10 protein-coding genes are annotated in these 19545 nt (G+C 68.6%); 9 read left to right on the top strand and 1 reads right to left on the bottom strand.

What is annotated here, in order from left to right:
• The first annotated feature begins 13 nt into the window (after positions 1-13).
• From G7043_RS32510 to G7043_RS32480, 7 genes are all read left to right on the top strand, one after another.
• Entirely contained in the window at positions 14-1453 is a 1440-nt protein-coding gene (locus G7043_RS32510) for an NAD(P)/FAD-dependent oxidoreductase (RefSeq protein WP_166052242.1), read from the top strand.
• A complete protein-coding gene (locus G7043_RS32505; RefSeq protein WP_166052240.1) occupies positions 1450-2448 on the top strand; it encodes a hypothetical protein in 999 nt (332 codons plus the stop codon). The genes G7043_RS32510 and G7043_RS32505 overlap by 4 nt, the downstream gene beginning before the upstream one ends.
• 15 nt (positions 2449-2463) lie before the next feature.
• The gene (locus tag G7043_RS32500; RefSeq protein WP_166052238.1) at positions 2464-3069 is read left to right on the top strand and encodes a TetR/AcrR family transcriptional regulator; all 606 of its coding nucleotides are present in this window, start codon (positions 2464-2466) and stop codon (positions 3067-3069) included.
• A 10-nt stretch (positions 3070-3079) separates the two neighbouring features.
• Positions 3080-3682 carry a TetR/AcrR family transcriptional regulator gene (locus G7043_RS32495; protein WP_313888183.1) on the top strand — a complete coding sequence of 201 codons (603 nt, stop codon included), beginning with the start codon at positions 3080-3082 and terminating at the stop codon, positions 3680-3682.
• A gap of 205 nt (positions 3683-3887) precedes the next feature.
• Complete coding sequence (locus G7043_RS32490; protein ID WP_242642902.1) at positions 3888-4424, top strand: VanZ family protein; 537 nt, start codon at positions 3888-3890, stop codon at positions 4422-4424.
• 10 nt (positions 4425-4434) lie between these two features.
• Positions 4435-5199, top strand: a complete 765-nt coding sequence (locus G7043_RS32485) for a response regulator transcription factor (RefSeq protein WP_166052234.1) — start codon at positions 4435-4437, stop codon at positions 5197-5199.
• On the top strand, positions 5196-6269 hold the full coding sequence (locus G7043_RS32480; protein WP_166052232.1) for a sensor histidine kinase: 1074 nt from the start codon (positions 5196-5198) through the stop codon (positions 6267-6269). The genes G7043_RS32485 and G7043_RS32480 overlap by 4 nt, the downstream gene beginning before the upstream one ends.
• A 75-nt stretch (positions 6270-6344) precedes the next feature.
• Here G7043_RS32480 and G7043_RS32475 read toward each other — a convergent pair whose 3' ends face one another.
• Positions 6345-9122 (bottom strand): tachylectin-related carbohydrate-binding protein, encoded by a 2778-nt coding sequence (locus tag G7043_RS32475; RefSeq protein ID WP_166052230.1) that lies wholly within the window; start codon positions 9120-9122, stop codon positions 6345-6347.
• A 298-nt stretch (positions 9123-9420) separates the two neighbouring features.
• Here G7043_RS32475 and G7043_RS32470 point away from each other — a divergent pair, with 298 nt between their 5' ends.
• Positions 9421-19128 (top strand): LamG-like jellyroll fold domain-containing protein, encoded by a 9708-nt coding sequence (locus G7043_RS32470; protein ID WP_166052228.1) that lies wholly within the window; start codon positions 9421-9423, stop codon positions 19126-19128.
• Entirely contained in the window at positions 19125-19529 is a 405-nt protein-coding gene (locus tag G7043_RS32465) for a hypothetical protein (RefSeq protein WP_166052227.1), read from the top strand. Before G7043_RS32470 ends, G7043_RS32465 begins: the two co-directional genes overlap by 4 nt.
• Positions 19530-19545 lie beyond the last annotated feature (16 nt).

Below are 19545 nucleotides of genomic sequence, written 5' to 3'. Positions count from 1 at the left end.
GGAGTTGGTCCGCATGAGGCTCGGCAGGACCGCGGTCGTTCTCGGCGGCAGCGCCGCCGGTCTCTGCGCGGCGGGGGCGCTCGCGGCGCACTTCGACGAGGTGGTGGTGCTCGAACGCGACGAGCTGCCGGCCGAGGCCGAGCACCGGCGCGGGGTGCCGCAGAGCAAGCATCCGCACTTCCTGCTGAACTCGGGGCGCCGGGCGATCGGGGCGTTGTTCCCCGGTTTCGAGGACGTGCTCATCGACGCGGGCGGGCTGCACCTGATGCCGTCGATGGACGCCGCCTACCTCGACGGGGAGGGGTGGTCGGCGCGCAAGCGGGCGTCGATGACCATGATCTACAGCTCCCGGATCCTCATCGAACGGGTGTTGCGCGACCAGGTGCGCGCGCTGGACAACGTCGTTGTGCGCGAAGGGATTTCGGTCACCGGGCTGAGTTGCCGGGACGGCGAGGTCGTCGGGGTTCGGACCGCAGACGAGGAGATCGCCGCCGACTTCGTGGTGGACGCGATGGGGCGCGGTTCGTCGGTCGGCACCTGGCTGATGGCGGCGGGCTGGCCGGAGCCCGAGGTGCGCACGCTCGACGCCAAGGTCACCTACACGTCGCGGTGGTACGAACTGCCCGACGAACCGCCGGACTCGTGGTGGTGGCGACACATCGTGGTGATGCCGACGCTGGACAAGGGCGAGCACCCGCCGGAGCACGAGTTCCTGGTCAACTTCTTCCCCATCGAGGGCAACCGGGTGATCGCCTGCATGGGGTCGTGGGGGCTGGAGATGCCCCGCACCACCGACGCGTTCGTCGGATCGGCCCGGCGGGTGCGGACGCCGTTGTTCGCGGAGGCGATGGAACGGTGCACGCCCACCTCGGAGGTGCACCTCACGAGGTCCACGGGCAACAAGTGGCGCCGCTACGACCGGTGGCGGACACCGCCGCGACGGTTGGCGTTCGTCGGTGACTCGATCTGTGCGTTCAACCCGTTCTACGCCCAGGGCATCAGCTCCGCGGCGAGTTCGGCGCTCTTGCTGCGCGGGCATCTCGAGAACGCCACGCGGGTCGACGACGACTTCTCCAAGAAATTCCTGGCGGCACAACGGAAGTTGCTCAAGGTGCCGTGGGGCCTCGCGATGGCGCGCGACCAGGGTTACGAGTGCGCGGAGGGCACGGAGAAGCTGCCCGAGTGGCGGCGCAGGCTCATCGCCGCGGTGTCCGGGCCGGCGTTCACCTTCATCGTCGGCGCGGCACGGGAGGACGCGGTGATCGACGAGCACTTCGCCAAGGTGTTCAACCTCGACGAGTCGCTCGGCGACATGATGACCAACCCGCGCGTGATCGTGGGCCTGCTGCGGCACCGGGTGCGCACCGCGTTGGGACGACAGCGGGTTCCGTTCGGGTTCGATCCGCACGCCGAGCCGCCGGCCACCGACTACTCGAACCTGGCGACGCGATGATCACCGAGTGCGGGCCGGAGGCGGAAGCGGTCACCCGCGGTCTCGGGTTCGACTGTCACGACGTCTCCCCCGTCGTCTCGGTGCGCCCGCCCTGGGAGCTCACGCACTGGACGATGCCGCTGCTGGAACTGCTCGTGATCGCGGGCGCCGTGTTCGCGCTGGTGCACGCGATTCGACGACGGCGCGCGGGCGACCCGATCAACCTGGCGCTGTGGTGGGCCTCGCTGGTCTACCTGTTCGTGATCGAACCGCCGCTGTACTTCCCGGAGTGGTTCGGGCTCGACGACATCTACGGGTTCATCTTCGCCCACAACAGGTTCACCGTGCAGTTCATGTGGGACCGGCTGCCCCTGTACATCGTGGCGTTCTACCCGATGATCAGCCAGCTCGCCTACGAGGTCGTGCGCTCGCTCGGGATCTTCCGGCAGCGCGGCGCGCTCGCCGGGGCAGTGGCCGTCGCGTTCGTGTGCCAGGTCTTCTACGAGGTGTTCGACCACATCGGACCACAGCTCAAGTGGTGGGCGTGGAACCCGGACAACGTCATCGTCAACCAGCCCGCGATGGGTTCGGTGCCGTTGAAGAGCGCGCTGCTGTTCGCCTCGGTCTCGCTCGCCGCCATGACCTACCTGGTCGTGCGGATACCGGGCAGGTGGCGAGCGTTGGCGGCCGGGGTGCTGACGCCGTTCACGATGATGATCGCGGGGATCCCGTCGAGTCTGGCCGGGACGAACATCACCGCGCAGGCCTGGATCCTCGGCGCCGAGCTCGCCCTGATCTGGGTCGCCGGTCTGTGGCTCGTCGCACGAGCGGTCGCGGACCCGCCGTCGCCGTTCGCGCGGTACTACCCGGCGTGCTACCTCGCGGTCATGGCGGTGTGCTGGCTCGTCGCCGGCGGCAAGCTGGTCAGCAGCGGGATCTACGCGCTCGTCTGCCTCGCCGGGGCGGGGTTCGTGCTGTTCAAGCTGTATCGGGTGGCACCTGCCTCCTCCAGGTGAGGAAGGATGGTGCTCATGGGGCACCACGGATGGCAGGGCAACCCGCCCGGCACCGAGCAGGAGGCACGCCGCCGGATCGTCGAGGCGGCGACGGCGTGCCTGGACCGCGCCGGGCTCGCCAAGACCAGCCTGTCCGACATCGCCGCCGAGGCCGGGGTGACCCGGCAGACCGTCTACCGCTACTTCCCCGGCCTGGCCGACATCCTGGGCGCCGTGGCGATCGCCGGCGTCGAGGAGTTCGCGGTGCGGATGGAACGTCACCTGACGTCGTTCGACAGCCCGGCCGAGGTCGCCGCGGAGTCCGTGGTGTTCGGTGTCCGGGCCGTGCCCGAGGAGCGCTACCTGAGCCTGCTCCTGCAGGCGGGCGAGGGCGACTTCTTCACCGGCGCGGTCACGTCCCGCGAGTGGCTCGCGCTCGGCGCCCGGATCCTGCGCAACGTGCCGGTCGACTGGCGTTCCGCCGGTGTCACCACCGACGAGGACTTCGCCGGGCTCGCCGAGGTCCTCATGCGACTGTTCCTGTCGTTCCTGCGCTCCCCCTCGACGCCACCGCACACCGACGACCAGCTGCGTGAGCTGGTCCGCCGCTGGATCGGCCCGGCGCTGAACCCCCGCGGGTAGCGTTCGGTCCGTGGAACCAGTCGCGTTGCCGTGGGGCCGCCCGCGCGAGGAACGGGCCGATGCCGCGCGCAACCGCGCCCACCTGATCGAGGTCGCCCGGCAGATGGTCGCGGAACTGGGCGCCGACAAGGTCACCATGGACGGCCTCGCCGAACGCGCCGGGCTCGGCAAGGGCACGGTGTTCCGCCGCTTCCGCACCCGTGCGGGCATCTTCCACGCGCTGCTCGACGAGGAGGAGAAGCGGTTCCAGCAACGGCTGTTGAGCGGCCCACCGCCGTTGGGTCCGGGCGCGCCGGCGGCCGAGCGGCTCGTGGCGTTCGGCCGGGCGCGGCTGGAGTTCCTGGTGGAGCACACCGTCCTGGCCCGCGCCTCGCTCGACCCCGCCGAGCCGGTGCCCGCCGGTGACAGCCCGTCGCTGTTCCACGTGCAGGTGCTCCTGAGCGAGGCACGTCCAGACCTGGCAGCGAGCGGCACCCTGGCGTTGCAGCTGGTAGCCGCACTGGAGGGACCGATCCTGCTCTACCTGCGGGCGTCGGACGCCCCGGAGCCCGGCTCCGTGGTGCACGACCTCATCGCGAGCTGGCAGGTCCTGGTCGAAAGCATCTGTCCCTAGCTCCGCGCCTCAACTCGTCGCTGACGGCACGCGGGGCCCTTTCGTACTGTCAGAGCGAACGAAAGCTCCCCGCGTGCACTCCAGTGACGGCGTGTCGAGGCACGACACGCCGTGGCACGGCGTATCGCGGGCATATCGAAAAACCCATACGCCCCGGCAACCGGCGTCCGTCTTGAGTGGACGCATGTTCAGAGGCTGGTACTGGATGACCACGGAAACCGGGGCGGTCGTCCTCACGGTGCTCGCGCTGCCGCTGGCCGCACTGGTGATGTGCGCCCTGGCGCTGCACCGCCGCCGCGCCGGCCGCACGTCGCCGTGGCGGAACTCGCTGGCCGACGTCGGCCTCGTCTACGGCACGGTGCCGTGGCTGTGGATCGTCATGATGCCGGGCACGTACGCCGGAGAGGTCACCGGACGGGTGAGCCTGGTGCCGTTCGCGGACCTGCTCGAGATGAAGACGCTCGGGATCGTCGGCAACCTGCTGGTGTTCGCCGCGGTGGGCTGCTTCGCCCCGCTGCGGTTCCCGGCGCTGGCGTCGTTCCAGCGGATCGTGATCCTTGCGGCGAGCTCCTCGGCCCTGGTCGAGATCCTGCAGTTCGTGCTGCGGCTGGACCGGGTGTCCTCTGTGGACGACGTGCTGCTCAACACCGCCGGCGCCGGGCTGGCCGCGCTCGTGTCCTGGCCCTGGTGGCGCGCCAAAGCCCGCGAGGAGGATACGGCGGCGATATACCAGCCCGTCTAGGGTGCGTGGAGTGCGTGTGCTGATCGTCGAGGACGAGCCCTACCTGGCCGAAGCCGTCCGGGACGGGTTGCGGCTGGAAGCGATCGCCGCCGACGTCGCGGGGGACGGTGACACGGCCCTGGAGCTGCTCAGCGTCAACTCCTACGACCTCGCGGTGCTCGACCGCGACATCCCCGGCCCGTCCGGCGACGAGGTGGCCCGGCGGATCGTCGCGTCCGGCAGCGGTATCCCGATCCTCATGCTCACCGCCGCCGACCGGATCGACGACAAGGTCTCGGGGTTCGAGCTCGGCGCCGACGACTACCTCACCAAGCCGTTCGAGCTGCGGGAACTGGTGGTGCGACTGCGGGCGCTCGACCGTCGGCGGGCGCACGTGCGGCCACCGGTCAGCGAGATCGCGGGGCTGCGGCTGGACCCGTTCCGCCGGGAGGTCTTCCGAGACGGGCGTTACGTCGCGCTCACCCGCAAGCAGTTCGCCGTGCTCGAAGTCCTCGTCGGGGCCGCGGGCGGTGTCGTCAGCGCCGAGGAGCTGCTCGAACGGGCCTGGGACGAGAACGCCGACCCGTTCACCAACGCCGTGCGGATCACCGTGTCCGCCCTGCGCAAACGCCTCGGCGAACCCTGGCTCATCGCCACGGTCCCCGGCGTCGGCTACCGGATCGACACCCGGCCCGGCGACGTTGATGAGGGGAGCTTTCCTCAACCTGGGGTTCAGGAAAGCTCCCCTCATCAACCTGGGGTGGCGGCGGATCCGAGCGCCGGTCCGGTCACGTGACCAGGCGCCCGGGACACAGCGTCCGGCTGAAGCTCACCCTCAGCTACGCCGGGCTCGTCCTCGTCACCGGAGCCGTCCTGCTGGCCGTGGTGTGGCTGTTCCTGTTGCGCCACGTGCCCAACACCGAAAAGGGCCTGCTCGGCATCTCGCCCAACCGCTACCTGCTGTCGCGCATCTTCGGCCGTGCCGCCGCCATCGCGTTGCTGACGCTGCTCGTGCTCGGCCTGGCCGGAGGCTGGTTCCTCGCCGGCCGCGTGCTCGCACCGCTGCGCAAGATCACGGACGCGGCACGGACGGCCACCAACGGCTCGCTGTCCCACCGGATCCGGCTGGACGGCCGCGACGACGAGTTCCGCGAGCTCGCCGACGCGTTCGACACCATGCTCGAAAAGCTCGAATCCCATGTGGCCGAACAACAACGGTTCGCCGCCAACGCCTCCCACGAGCTGCGCACCCCGCTGGCGATCTCGCAGGCCCTCCTCGACGTCGCCCGCAAGGACCCCACCGCGGACCAGGGCGAAGTCGTCGAACGCCTGCACACCGTCAACGCGCGGGCGATCGACCTCACCGAGGCCCTGCTGCTGCTCAGCCGCAGCGACCGCGGGAACTTCGCCCGCGAGCCCGTCGACCTGTCCCTGGTCGCCGAGGAAGCCGCCGAAACCCTGCTCCCCCTGGCCGAACAACGTGGAATCACGCTCGACGTGACCGGCGGGACGGCCCACACCCCCGGCTCACCGGCGCTCGTGCTGCGGATGGTGACGAACCTCGTCCAGAACGCCATCGTGCACAACCTCCCCGCCGGCGGCACCGTCACGGTGCACACCGAAGCGCGGCGGAACACGAGCATGCTGCGAGTCGAGAACACCGGCCCGCCGCTTCCACCCGACCTGGTGCCCACGCTCACCGAGCCGTTCCAACGCGGAACCGAGCGCGTCCGCACGGACGAACACGCTGGAGTCGGACTCGGGCTGGCCATCGTGCACAGCATCGTCCGCGCTCACGGCGGCACCCTCGCTCTCACGCCCCGTCCCGGCGGCGGCCTCGTCGTCACGGTCCACCTGCCCGTCTGACCGTCTACAAAAGACGGAAGGGGGCCTTTCCCGCCGCCGAAGCGACAGGAAAGGCCCCCTTCCGTCAGATCAGGGCTACTTGAGCTCGCCCTGGGTGACCTCCGGGGTCACCTCCTTCGCCGACAGCTCCTCGGACTGCGCGGCCTGAGCCGACATCGCCGCGGACTGGTCCGACGTGTACGCCGGAGCGTCCAGCAGGTAGTACTGAGCAGCTTCCCGCCAGAAGATCCGCTGCTCGCCACTCGGGCTCGCCGCGAACGACGGGTCCATCGGCGCGGTGCGCAGCGTGTTGTCCCAGACCCGCCAGGTGGCCGAGCCCGGGGCGGTCTGACCGCCGCGGTGCACCACGTTCGTGTTGTCGCGGATCACGACTTCCACGATGCCGAACGCGTTGAGCAGCACACCGGGCGAACCGGTGAACTCAAGCGCGCCACCGATGTTCGTCCACGCCGGGAACACGCCGTTCGCGCCTTCCCTGGTGGTGTACAGCTTGCCGTCCACGTCCCGGCTCACCAGCTGCACCTTGCCGTCGTCGAACACGACCGCACCCGGCGTGCCGGCACCCGCGATGCCTGCCGCCACCCGCTGGGTCTCCAGCTTGCCGTTGGCGAACTTCTTCACCGCGAGCGTGCCCGTCGGGTTGCGGTAGGCGATCTCGAAGCCACCGGTGACCGGCAGGATCGTCATGTCGGACGTCATGTTGTAGTCGGTGGTGTACTCGGCCTTGCGCCACGTCTTGAACGCACCGTCCACACCGTACTGCTCGGCGAACCAGAGCTTGTTGGCACCGTCGAGCGCGAACGCGGTGAGCACCTTGTTCTTGCCGCGCACCACGATCGGATCCGTGAACAGCGCGCCGTTCAGGTCCTGCGGCTGGTTCCAGTCAGTGTCGAGGCCGCCCTGCTTCTGCGTGTACGACCTGGCCTGCGCGTTGGTGCCGCGGGCCGCCGCTACGAGCCTGTTGTCGTTCTGCAACGCCACACTCGCCCGGCCGGTGAAGTTGGCACCCGGAATGCCCTGGAACATCATCTCCTCGGCACCGGAGATGCTCTGCCAGCCGCGGCGCAGAACGCCGGCGTCGGTCACGTAGGCGACCTCGAACCGGGACTTGGCCTCGTTGTAGATCATCTGTGCGCGCTCGTTCTGCGGTGCGGGCACCGAGGCGGGCGGCGTGATCTTCTCCGGGGTCGTCAGCTTGCAGGAGTCGATGTCGACCATGACCTCCTTGAGATCGGCCCACCAGGCGATCCGCTTCTTCGGCTCCCCCTCGGCGGTGGTGGTGAACTCCTTCTTCGTGTTGTCGAAGCGGTACCACCAGATGTCGTTGCCCCACTTGCCGAGAACGACGTCGCCGCCCGGAGACAGAATCTGCGTGAACGGGTTCCAGCCCCAGCCGACGTTGCGCGCGTAGTCGATCCAGCGGCGGTTCTTCCAGTCGTAGTGGAAGCGGTAAAGCGTGCCGTCCTGGATGCTCGGGTCGCGGGCGTAGAGCACGCCGTCACCCGCGGCGAAGACCTGGTCGTACTTGCCCCAGCCGTCGTCGATGATCTGCTTCTGGGTCAGCTTCTTCGACACCTCGTCGAAGACGTTGAACTCCAGCTGGCCGTTGGCCAGCGCGGCGTAGACGTGGTTGTTGCTGTCGACCGTCACGCGGTTGTGATAAGCCGGGTTGTCCCAGCCGACCCAGCCGGTCTCGGCCACCTGACTGATGCCGCCGTTGTCCCAGTAACCCGGCTGTCCCTGGGGTTCCATCCAGCGGTGGAAGCGGAACTCACCGTTCGGCTGGATGAAGAACTTGTACCCCTTGGCTCCCGCCATGAAGCGCCAGCTGTTCCAGCCGTTGCCGAGGTGCTGCGGCTTCTGCCAGCTGTTCACGCCGGTCTCGGGCTCGTTGAGGGCACGCATCCAGAGCTGGTCGTTGTTCTGCGAACCCCAGAGCTTCGCGTTGACCGCACAGTCCACATCGGTCGCGTAGTCGCCGAGCGTGCAGGAGTCGATCGCGGGCGCGATCTCGTCCACGTTGTTCCAGGTCGTGATCTGCGACTTCCAGTCACCGCTGGCGTTGAGCCCCTCTTTGCCCTCCTTCGGCAGGTAGCGGTACCACCAGGTCTCACCACCTGGGAAGGTGCCGTAGATGATGTCGCCGCCCGGAGAGCTGAGCTGCTTGTAGCCGTTCCAGCCGGTACCGATCGAGCGGCCCCACGGCTCGGCCTGCCACGCCTTGGCGTCGTAGTTGAACCACTGGTTGGTGTCGGGGTTGTACTTGAAGCGGTAGAGCGTGCCATCGTTGATGTTCCGGTCACGCGCGTAGATGACGCCGTCGCCCGCCGCGAAGATCTGGTCGTACCTGTTCCAGCCGGTCGCGATCACCTTGCGCGGCAAGGTCTTCGTGGCCTCGTCGTACTTGTGGAAGGTCAGCTCGCCACTCGCCTCGGCGGCGTAGATGTTGTTCTTCTGGTCCACGGTGACGCGGAAGTGGTAGGCCGCCTGGTCCCAGCCGACCCAGCCGCTCGCGATCAGCTCGCTGATGCCGCCGTTGGCCCAGCCGCTACCGGTCCACTGGTGCCGGCGCAGCTCGCCGTCAGTCTCGATGAACCACAGATAACCGTTGGGGCCGCTCATGAAGCGTTCGTTCCAGCCCCAGCCGATGCCGTCGTCGGAAACCCAGTTGGGATAACCGTCCGCCGGGTAGGTCATCTTGCGCAGCCGGAAGTCGTTGCTGTTCGCGATGCCGACGTACACGTTCGCGGTCTGCGCGCACGACACCGTCTCGACAGCGTTCGCGACGTTGTTGGCGCTGTTCAGCACGGGCAGGCCGACGATTCCGATGGCCGCCGCGAGTGAGATCTGCACCAGTCGTCTCCACGACCGGCGCGCGGGTCTGCTCATAGCTCGAAGGCCCCCCAATCCGGACACGCCAAAACACGCGCGGTTCGCGCGTCCGGTAGTAGCTGACATCCCCCACAGGATGCTGACGGAAGGGTTTGTACCAGACGAAACAGCCCAAGTGGAATCCTGCGGCCGCACCTCTCACTCGGCACTTTCGTTACACAAAGTGACCAGGCGCACATGTCTTGTGAAGTCGGCGTTTAGGACTTTATGCTCCGGACCGCCTGCACGTTGGGGCCTCACTGCCTGGGGGAAGATCACTATGGTCGGCCGGAGAGCCGGGCGCTTCCGCGCGCCCAAATACTTGGTGCCGTTGCTGGGACTGTTGCTGACCGTGACGCTCGTCGTCGGTGTCGCCGGCCCCGGGTTCACGTCGTTGCTGCCGTGGTTCGGCTCCGCCGCGAAGGAGCTCGAGAAGCAGCTCGAGAACGCCCGCGGACTGGCCGCCAAACAAGACGGAAGCAGCCCCGACGGACTCGCGTCCGAAAGCGACAGACGCGAGGGCAACCGCGGCATGCCCGTCTCGGAGCAGTCCAAGTACAGCTCTCCCGAGTACAAAAAGGCCGGTGACGGCGCGCGCAACGTCGCGAAGATCGTCACCGGGCCCACCACGCGCACCGGGTTCGACGCCAAGACGAGCGTCGAGGTCCCCGAGCAGCGCGGCCGGCACGAGACCACCTACCGCAACGCGGACGGCACGCTGACCACGCAGTTCAGCGACGGCCCCCTCAACTTCCAGCTCCCGGACGGCAAGTGGGCGCCCGTCGACCCGGCCCTGGTCGCGGAGAACGGGCAGTGGCACAACAAGGCCGACAGCGTCGACGTGCGGCTCGCCGGTGCCGCGAACGCCGCAGACCTGGTCAAGGTCAAGCTCGACGACGACCACGAGTTCGCCTACGGCCTCGCGGGCGCCCGCAACGTCGCCGGCCGGCAGAACGGCACGACCGTCACCTACCCCGGTGTCGCCGACCACACCGACCTGCGGGTCGAGTCGGCTCCCGGCGGTGCCAAGGAAATCCTCGTCCTGCACGACCGGGCCGCCGCCCGCACGTGGAACTTCCCGTTGCGGCTCAAGGGACTCAGCGCCAAGGTCGTCGACGGCGCGGTGACGCTCACCGACCAGAGCGGCCGTGAACGCCTGCGCATCCCGGCCGGCTTCATGACCGACTCGGCCGGACGCGCGGAGGGCGCGGAGGCGTCGCAGTCCCACGGTGTGCGCTACGAGATCGTGGACAGCGGCCGCACTTTGCGAGTGTCGCTCGATTCCGCGTGGCTCGACGACCCGGCGCGCGTCTACCCGGTTCTGGTCGATCCCAGCGTGTTCGAGGGCGGTGCCACCGAGAGCAAGCGGATCCGGACCGGCGGCGGTGCGCCCGGCGCGAGCGAGCTCCACATCGGACGGGACACCGGCGGCGGCAACAACACCGCGCTCATCAAGTTCCCGACCGTCGCCCAGCGCCTGGCGAACCACAAGATCTTCGGCGCCTCGCTGCAGGTCGTGAACTACGACTCGACCACCTGCAAGCCGACGCCGATGACCGTGCACCAGGTCGCTGCGGGCTGGTCCAGCACCAACGGCCCCGACGGCGCCCCGCCGCTCGGCCCGGCCATCGGTGGCGCGTCGTTCTCGCACGGCTACATGTCGACCGGCCAGACCCGTTCGGCCTGCCCCGCGGCGCCCGAGCTGATCACCCTGGGCGACGGCGGCACGGACATGGTGCAGTCGTGGGTCCGCGGTGGCCCGGACAACGGCATCGCACTGCGCGCGGGCACGTACGCGAACACCAGTGGCTTCAAGAAGTTCACCGGCACGGCGTCGGCCAACCCGCCGAAGCTGTACGTGACGCACAGCCCGTACGACGCGAAGTACGAGATCAGCCAGCCGATCCCGGACCCGCCGGTGACGAGCCAGCTCGACGGCAAGATCAAGGTCAAGGTCACCAACACCGGCGCGAACACCTGGGACTCCGGCTACAACCTCGCGTACAAGATCTTCAACACGAAGAAGAACAACCAGCACGAGGGCACACCCCAAGCCGCGCCGCTGCCGCGCACCATCGCGCGCAACGAGTCGGTCGAGCTCGAGGCGACGATCGGCAAGCTGCCGATCGGCAGCTACATCCTCGAGTTCACGATGCGCCACGGCACCAAGACCTTCACCGACGAACAGGTCGCACCGGCGCGGATCACGCTGGAGGTCTTCAACATCCCGCCGGTCGTCACCGGCCAGTACCCGCTCGCCGGGCACAGCACCGAGACCCTGCAGCCGCAGCTGTGGGCCAAGGCGGAAGACCACGAGAACGACCCGCTCACCTACAAGTTCCAGGTCTGCGAGCAGGACGAGGCGGGCAACCCGGTCCGCTGCTTCGACTCCGGTGTGCAGCCGAACGTCTACTGGACCGTTCCCGCGGGCAAGCTGCGCTGGGACCGCGTCTACTACTGGCGCACCTTCGCCTACGACACCGCCGGCGGCGAGAGCGAACCCATCAAGTTCTCCGCGCTGATCACCTCGGTGCCGCAGCCGGAGGTCACCTCGCGGATGGGCAACGCGCCGTACACCGGCAACGGTCTCGGCTTCGACCCGATGGTCGGCAACTACACCACCGCCGCCGTCGACGCGGCGGCCGCGACCGTCGGCCCCGAGCTCAACGTGGCCCGCACCTACAACAGCCTCGACCCGCGCGCCGACCTGACGTTCGGCAGCGGCTGGTCGTCGCGCTACGACATGCGGGTCGTGCCGGACGCGGACGGTTCCGGCAACGTCGTCGTCACCTACCCGGACGGCCAGCAGGTCCGCTTCGGACAGAACCCGGACGGCAGCTACACCGCGCCGCCCGGCCGGGCCGCGACGCTCACCAGAGTGGACGCGGACTGGAAGCTGATCGACAAGGACCGCACGGTCTACACGTTCCGCTTCGACGGCGCGCTGGTGTCCATCAAGGACAGTGCCGGTCGGCTGGTCGACCTCACGCACGACACCGAGGGCAGGCTGTGGAAGGCGATCAGCCGAACCAGCAACCGCACCCTGACGTTCGCGTGGACCGCTGACGGCAAGCACGTCGAGTACGTCCGCACCGAACCGGTGGACGGCTCCGCGCTGGAGTGGAAGTACGTCTACGACAACGACCGGCTGCTGGAGGCCTGCAACCCGACCGGCAAGTGCACCCGTTACACCTACGAAGACGGCTCGCACTACCGCAGCACGGTGCTCGACTCGCGGCCGGACTCGTACTGGCGTCTCGGTGAGGCCGGCGGCGCCGACGCGAACAGCCAGATCGGCGTCAAGCTCGGCAAGGACGTGGCGAAGTTCGTCGGTGTCGACGCTTCGAACTACTACAAGTCGGGTGCACTGGGCGGCAGCGACGACCGCGCGGTCCACCTGAACGGCAACAGCTTCGTGCAGCTGCCGGAGAAGAACGTCAACAAGCACCGCGACCTGTCGATCGAGCTGTGGTTCAAGGGCACGTCCGCCGGACCGCTGTTCGCCTACCACGACAAGGCGGTCGACCAGTCGCCGGGCGCGGGTGTGCCCGTGCTGTACGTCGGCTCGGACGGCAAGCTGCGCGGCCAGTTCTGGAACGGCGTGATCGACCCGATCACCTCGTCCGCGGCGGTCAACGACGGCAACTGGCACCACGTGGTGCTCTCCGGTTCGCTTGCCACCCAGACGATGTACCTCGACGGCAAGGAGGTCGCCAGCCGCCAGGGCGTGATCGACCACCCGCGCCTCGAGTACGCCTACGTCGGCACCGCGTTCACCGTCGGCTCGTTCCCGGCGATCAGCGGTGGCCGCACGCACTTCAGCGGTGACGTCGACGAGCTCGCGTTCTACGCGCGCCCGCTCGGCCCGAACCAGGTGCGCACGCACTGGGAAGCGCGCAACCCCGGCGACCAGATCACGTCGGTGCGCCTGCCGAGCCAGCGGGTCACGGCGACCGTCAGCTACGACCACGTCCACGACCGCATGCGGGAGTACGTCGACAGCGACGGTGGTCGCTGGCAGCTCGGCGTGCCCACGGTCGGCGGCGACGAGCGCAACATCATCCGCTCGGTCCGCATCGTCGATCCGGGCGGCCGCCCGCAGTACTTCGACTTCGACGGCCTCAAGGGCCGGATCCTGCGCCAGGTCACGCCACTCGGCGCCGCGACGAGGCCGGAAGACATCGTCGGCCGCGACTGCACCACGAACGCCGACGGCTTCGTCACCTGCTCCGGTCTCGTGGTCGCGCTCGGCGTCCGGCTGTTCGACTACGACGAGTCGGGCTTCCAGCAGAAGATCATCGACGAGAACGGCGAGACGGCCACCCTCGTCCACGACGACCGCGGCAACCTCTCCCGCAAGATCAGCTGCCGGGAGGAGAACAACTGCCAGACGACCTACTACACCTACCAGGCACCGACGGCCGACCCGACCGACCCGAAGACCGACAAGCTGATCGAAACCCGGGACGCGCGGTCGTCCGGGCCGACCGACGACACGTACCTGACCAGGTCCGTCTACACCGACTTCGGTGACCTCCAGCAGGAGACGAACCCGGACGGCGGGTCGACGTTCCACACCTACACCGACGGCAGCACGCTGGCGTACGGCAGCACGACGGCGAAGGAACCGGCGCGACTGCTGAAGTCGACCTCCGACCCGCGCGGTGCGGCGACGATCAACAAGTACTACGCCAACGGTGACCTCGCGGAGACGACGTCCCCGTCCGGTCTGCGCACCGTCTTCACCTACGACGTGCTGGGCCGCAAGAAGACCGCGACCGAGTTCTCGGACGCGCAGCCGCAGGGCGTCCGGACGTCGTACACCTACGACAAGCTCGGCCGCGTCACCGAGGTGACCTACCCGTCGACGAAGAACGCGGTCTCGGGTGCCACGCACACCGAGACGGCGAAGACCTCGTACGACGACGACGGCAACACCTTGTCCGCCGAGCTGGTCGACTCGGCCGACCCCACCAACCCGCGCAAGTCGACGTTCGAGTTCGACGAGTTCGGCCGGATGACCAAGACCGTCGGGCCGGAGGGCAACGAGGCCTCCTTCGGTTACGACAACTTCGGCAACCGCACGTGGGCGGTCGACGCGAACGGCGTGAAGACCGTCTACACCTACACCGCCCGCAACAAGGTGGCGCAGGTGCGGCTGGTCGGCTGGCACGGCAAGGCGATCACGCCGGGTGCCACCGGGTTCGAGCCGCTCGACCCGGACGACCCGCTGCCGGACCTGGTGCTGGAGTCGAACCAGTACGAGCACAACGGCAGGCTGCTGATCCAGGCCGACTCGATGGGCCGGCGCACCGAGTACACCTACTACCGCGACGGCCTGGTCAAGGAGATCAAGGCCAGGGCGGACGGCGGCATCGAGACCGACCCGGTCACGATCCAGCAGAACACCTACGACGCCGCGGGCAACCTGATCCGTCAGGTCGGCCTGGGCGGCAAGGTCACCGTGCACGAGGTCGACGCGACCGGTCGCCTGAAGTCGACCACGCAGGAACCGGACACCCTGCGCCGCCGCACCGACTACAGCTACGACCTGAGCGGCAACATCACCCAGGTCGTCCGGACCGGCAAGCACTCGAACACCGGGCCGTTCGGCGCGGCGTTCGGTGAGACCGTCGAGTTCGAGTACGACGCGCACGGCCGGCAGATCAGGGAGACCCTGAAGGGCGCCAACGGCCCTGTCACCACGCGCAAGTCCTACGACCAGCGCGACCTGGTCACGGCCGTGACCGCGCCGCGCGGCAACGTGAGCGGCGCTACCGTGGCCGACCACACCACGGACTACCGCTACGACGAGCGCGGACGGGTCACGTCCGTCCTCTCGCCGCCGGTGATGACCGAGGAGCACGACACGGCGCCGTCGGTGAAGAGGCCGACGACGACCACGGGGTACAACGCGTTCGGTGACGTGACCGAGGTGCGCAACCCGGCCGGTGGCGTCATGAAGATGGCGTACGACAAGGCGGGCCGCACGGTCCGCACCGAGTCGCCGGGCTACCAGGCACCGGGTTCCAGCCAGACGACCACCGCGACCGTGCTCGCCGAGTACGACGCGATGGGCCACCCCGTCAAGACGACCGACCCGTCCGGCGCGACCATCTGGATGTACTACGACCAGCGCGGCCGCCTGGTGGAGAAGCGCGACCCGAACCCGGAGGCACCGGGCGAGGCCGGTGGCAGCTGGCGGTACAGCTACACCCACAACGGCGAGCTGCTGTCCACAACGGACCCGACGGGCGGCGAGAACCGGCGCACGTACGACCAGTTCAGCAGGCCGATCACGCAGACCGTGCTCGAACTGCGCCCGCAGCCGGCGGCGTACGAGACGAAGCTCGGCTACGACGCGGCGGGCAACCTGTCGACCGTCACGTCGCCGAAGAACGAGATCACCCGGATCGGGTACGACCAGCTGGGGCAGAAGACCAGCGTCACCGACGCGGCGGGCGTGACGACCCAGTTCGGCTACGACAGCTTCGGCAACCAGGTGTACGCGAAGGACGGCGAGGGCCGTGCCTCGTACCAGATGCTCGACCAGGCGGGGAACAAGACGGTCGACGCCGACCTGAACCCGGCCGGCCAGGTCATCCGCACCGGCAGGTACACCTACGACATCGCCGGCAACCGGCTCACGTCCACGGACGCGCTGGGCAAGGTGACCAAGTACGCCTACGACGCGCTCGGCCAGCTCACCTCGATGGAGGAGCCGGTCTCGGCGTCGGAGACGATCACCACGTCGTACGGCTACGACACGTCCGGCCGGCGCACCCGCGTCACCGACGGCCGTGGCAACGCGACGTTCTACACCTACAACTCGCTGGGCAAGCCGGAGTCGGTGGTCGAGCCGTCGACCACGGCTCACCCGAACGCGGCCGACCGCACGTGGACCACCGCGTACGACGGCGTGGGCAGGCCGACGGTGCTCACCGCACCCGGCGGCGTGACCAGGACCCGCACCTACGACGCTCTCGGCCGCCTCACCAAGGAGACCGGCGCGGGCGCGGCGGTGTCCACTTCGGACCGGGAGATCGCGTACGACCTCGTCGGCCGTCCGACGTCGGTCAGCGCACCCGGCGGGGTCAACACCTACCAGTACAACAACCGGGGTTTGATGACCTCGGCGACCGGCCCGTCCGGTGACTCGTCGTTCGGCTACGACGAGGTCGGCAGGCTGACCTCCCGCACCGACGCGGCGGGCACCACGTCGTTCAACTACACCTCGGGGCGCCTGTCGTCCGTGGCGGACGGCATCACCGGTGGCGGGATCGCGTTCGGCTACAACGCTTCCGGCCGCATCGAAACGATGAACTACGGCGCCGGCCGGGTGCGCACGTTCGGGTACGACGACTTCGGTCGCGAGACCTCGGACGTCACGAAGAACTCCACCGGTGGCGTGATCGCGTCGGTCGCCTACTCCTACGACCTGGCCGACCGGCTGAAGAAGAAGGTCTCGGCGGGCACCGCGGGTGCCGGTGAGCAGACCTACGGCTACGACGACCTGGGCCGCATGACGTCGTGGACGTCCGGTGGCACCACGACGGAGTACGCGTGGGACAAGTCCGGCAACCGGGTTCGCAACGGTGCCAAGACGTCGACGTTCGACGAGCGCAACCGCGTGCTGTCGGACGGCGACTACACCTACAAGTACTCGGCCCGCGGCACCCGTGACTCGCGCACCAGCTCGGGCCACGAGGAGAAGTTCGAGTTCGACGCGTTCGACCGCCTGACGAAGGTCGGCGCGGCCACCTACGCGTACGACGCGCTGGACCGCCCGGTGACCCGCGGCAGCCAGCAGTTCAAGTACGCGGGCATCGAGATGGACGCCGTCAAGGACTCGGACGCCACCTACGCCCGCGGTCTGTTCGGCGAACTGCTGTCGCTCGCGTCCGGTGCGGACAAGCGCGTGCTGCTGTCCGACAAGCACGGTGACGTCATCGGCGGCCTGGACGGCGCCGAGGTCAAGGACTCCACGTCCTACGACCCGTGGGGCAAGGTCACCGCGTCCTCCGGTGCCAAGCGCAACGTCGGCTTCCAGGGCGACTGGACGGATCCCGACAGCGGCCACGTGAACATGGGCGCCCGCTGGTACGAACCGACCTCCGGTTCGTTCGTGTCGCGCGACTCGGTGGACCAGGGCGGCCCGGGCTCCGGCGGCTTCAACCGCTACGCCTACGGCGTCGGCTCCCCCGTGAACGGCTTCGACCCGGACGGCCACGGCTGGTTCAGCGACGCGGTCTCGTGGGTCGGCGACAACATCTCGACGATCGGCCACACCGCACTGGACGTGGCGGGCCTGGTGCCCGGCCTGGGCGAGATCGCCGACGGCATCAACGCCGTCTGGTACCTCGCCGAGGGCAACTACACCGACGCGGCCCTGTCGGCGGCGGGCATGATCCCGTTCGGCGGCTGGGGAGCCACCGCGGCGAAGTGGGGCAACCGCGGCTACGACGCCCTGCGCGGAGCCGACAACGTCCCGACCCCGCGCACCCCCGACGCCCCGCACCCGAGGCGCCCGGACGGCCCCAACGCGGGCAAGGGCCCGGACGGCATGCCGCTGAAGAAGGCAGATGCCCCGTCCGCCGGCAAGTCGCTGCCAGACCCGCGCAAACTGGCGGCCGAAGCGGCAGCCCGCCAAGCCGCCGCGGCGGCAGCAGCGCTACAAGCCGCGATCCGGCGAACAGCCGCGGCCAAGGCAGCGGTCGCCAAGGCGGTCAAGTCCAACCCGATCCCGACCCTGAAGGCGGCCCTGAAGCCGCGCATCGCCAACGCCAAGAACATCATCTCGGCGATGCCCAACGCTCCTGCGCGCGTCGTGCAGACGGTCGTCACCAACGTGCAGGACCTCAACAAGGTCTACGAGACGATCAAGACCGCGATGCTCGGCGTCGGCAAGGAGGTCGTGAAGGAGGCCGCGCAGGCCCAGGTGTCGGAGACCCTGAACATGCTCGGGGCTCCGTATCTCGGCGACATCCTGGATCTCGCGGGTGGCGGCAAGAAGAAGAAACGCACGCAGGACAAGGTCTCGAACGCCAAGCAGGAAGCGTCCGGCGGCGCGTCGTGCCCCGTCTCCTGGGACTCGAACAGCTTCGTGCCCGGCACGCTGGTCCTGATGGCCGACGGCTCGCGCAAGAAGATCGAAGACCTGCGCAAGGGCGAGTTCGTCCTGGCGACCGACCCGACCACCGGCAAGTCCGGTGCCCGCAAGGTCACCCAGGTCCGCACGAAGGTGTCCAAGCGGACCATGGTCGAGGTGTCCGACTCGTCGGGCGGCAAGATCAAGGTGACCGATGAGCACCCGTTCTGGGTGGAGTCGGAGAAGCGCTGGGTCAACGCGATCGACCTGAAGCCGACGTACCGGTTCCTCGCCGCCGACAACCGACCGGCGGAGATCTCGGGAACGCGGACGTGGAGCGGGATCGAGAAGGTCCACAACTTCGCGGTCGACGAGCTGCACACGTACTACGTCGCGAGCTCGCAGGAGTCGGCGCCCGTCCTCGTCCACAACGAGGACGCTCGCAAGTCCAACGGCAACCCCTGTGGCCCGACCGTCTTCATGACGCCGGACGACCCGGTGCAGAAGAGCATTCCGCGGCAGAAGTCGCTGAAGGGCTTCGGGGATTACCACGACGTGTGGATTCACGGCAACATCGACGCCGTCAGCCCCGACTACGATTCGGCGGAGTCCAACAACAACACGATCAAGGCCAGGTCGCTCGCCCGCGCGATCCGGGCGTCGTCGAACTACCCTGGAGGTCCGGTACGGCTCTGCTCCTGCAACACGGGCTCGGCACGTGGTTCGTTCGCCCAGCATCTGGCGAACGCCCTGGGGCAGAACGTCCTGGCACCCGAGGGCTATCTCTACGTGTGGCCGGATGGTGGCCACAACATCGGTCCTGATGGTGCCCCGTTGAAGAAGAACGGCGACAGCGGCGGCAGGTGGAAGATGTTCCGACCAGAGGAGCGTCGCAGGTGAACCCCGGTGTTCCGTTGAAACGAGCTGGGTTCTTCGAGTCCGCGGACGAGGTGACCGCCGCCAGAGCCGCTGCTGAGCACGACTGGGAGTCGTCGGCGGTCCGTTACCTCGAACACGGAACGGTCTTCATGGCCTCACCCAGCTGGGAGGACGATCTGCTGGACGAGCAGGCGGGAGAGATCTGCCAGCTCGCGCTCAGGACGGACGGGGAATGGATCTGGCCGAATTCGCTGGCGTACTACGTGCGGAACTATCACGTGGAACTGCCTCGCGAATTCCTCGACCGCATGGCAGCCCGCAGCTGGGTGGCGCCGGAACTCGAGCAGGTCGAGGTCGACGAGATCAGCAGACGGCACCGAGGTGAGCAGGGCCTTGAGGACTCGGCGCCGGTGGCGCTGTGACTGAAGGTCACAACTG

This window comes from Lentzea alba (genome assembly GCF_011067745.1).
GTDB lineage: Bacteria > Actinomycetota > Actinomycetes > Mycobacteriales > Pseudonocardiaceae > Lentzea > Lentzea alba.
The sequence above is the reverse complement of the archived record's forward strand: the minus strand, read 5'-3'. Positions and strand labels throughout refer to the sequence as shown.

Bases quoted from the DNA above. Each gene is read 5' to 3' on its own strand.
- G7043_RS32470 (WP_166052228.1), top strand. From the start codon at position 9,421: ATGGTCGGCCGGAGAGCCGGGCGCTTCCGCGCGCCCAAATACTTGGTG.
- G7043_RS32505 (WP_166052240.1), top strand. From the start codon at position 1,450: ATGATCACCGAGTGCGGGCCGGAGGCGGAAGCGGTCACCCGCGGTCTC.
- G7043_RS32510 (WP_166052242.1), top strand. From the start codon at position 14: ATGAGGCTCGGCAGGACCGCGGTCGTTCTCGGCGGCAGCGCCGCCGGT.
- G7043_RS32500 (WP_166052238.1), top strand. From the start codon at position 2,464: ATGGGGCACCACGGATGGCAGGGCAACCCGCCCGGCACCGAGCAGGAG.
- G7043_RS32490 (WP_242642902.1), top strand. From the start codon at position 3,888: ATGACCACGGAAACCGGGGCGGTCGTCCTCACGGTGCTCGCGCTGCCG.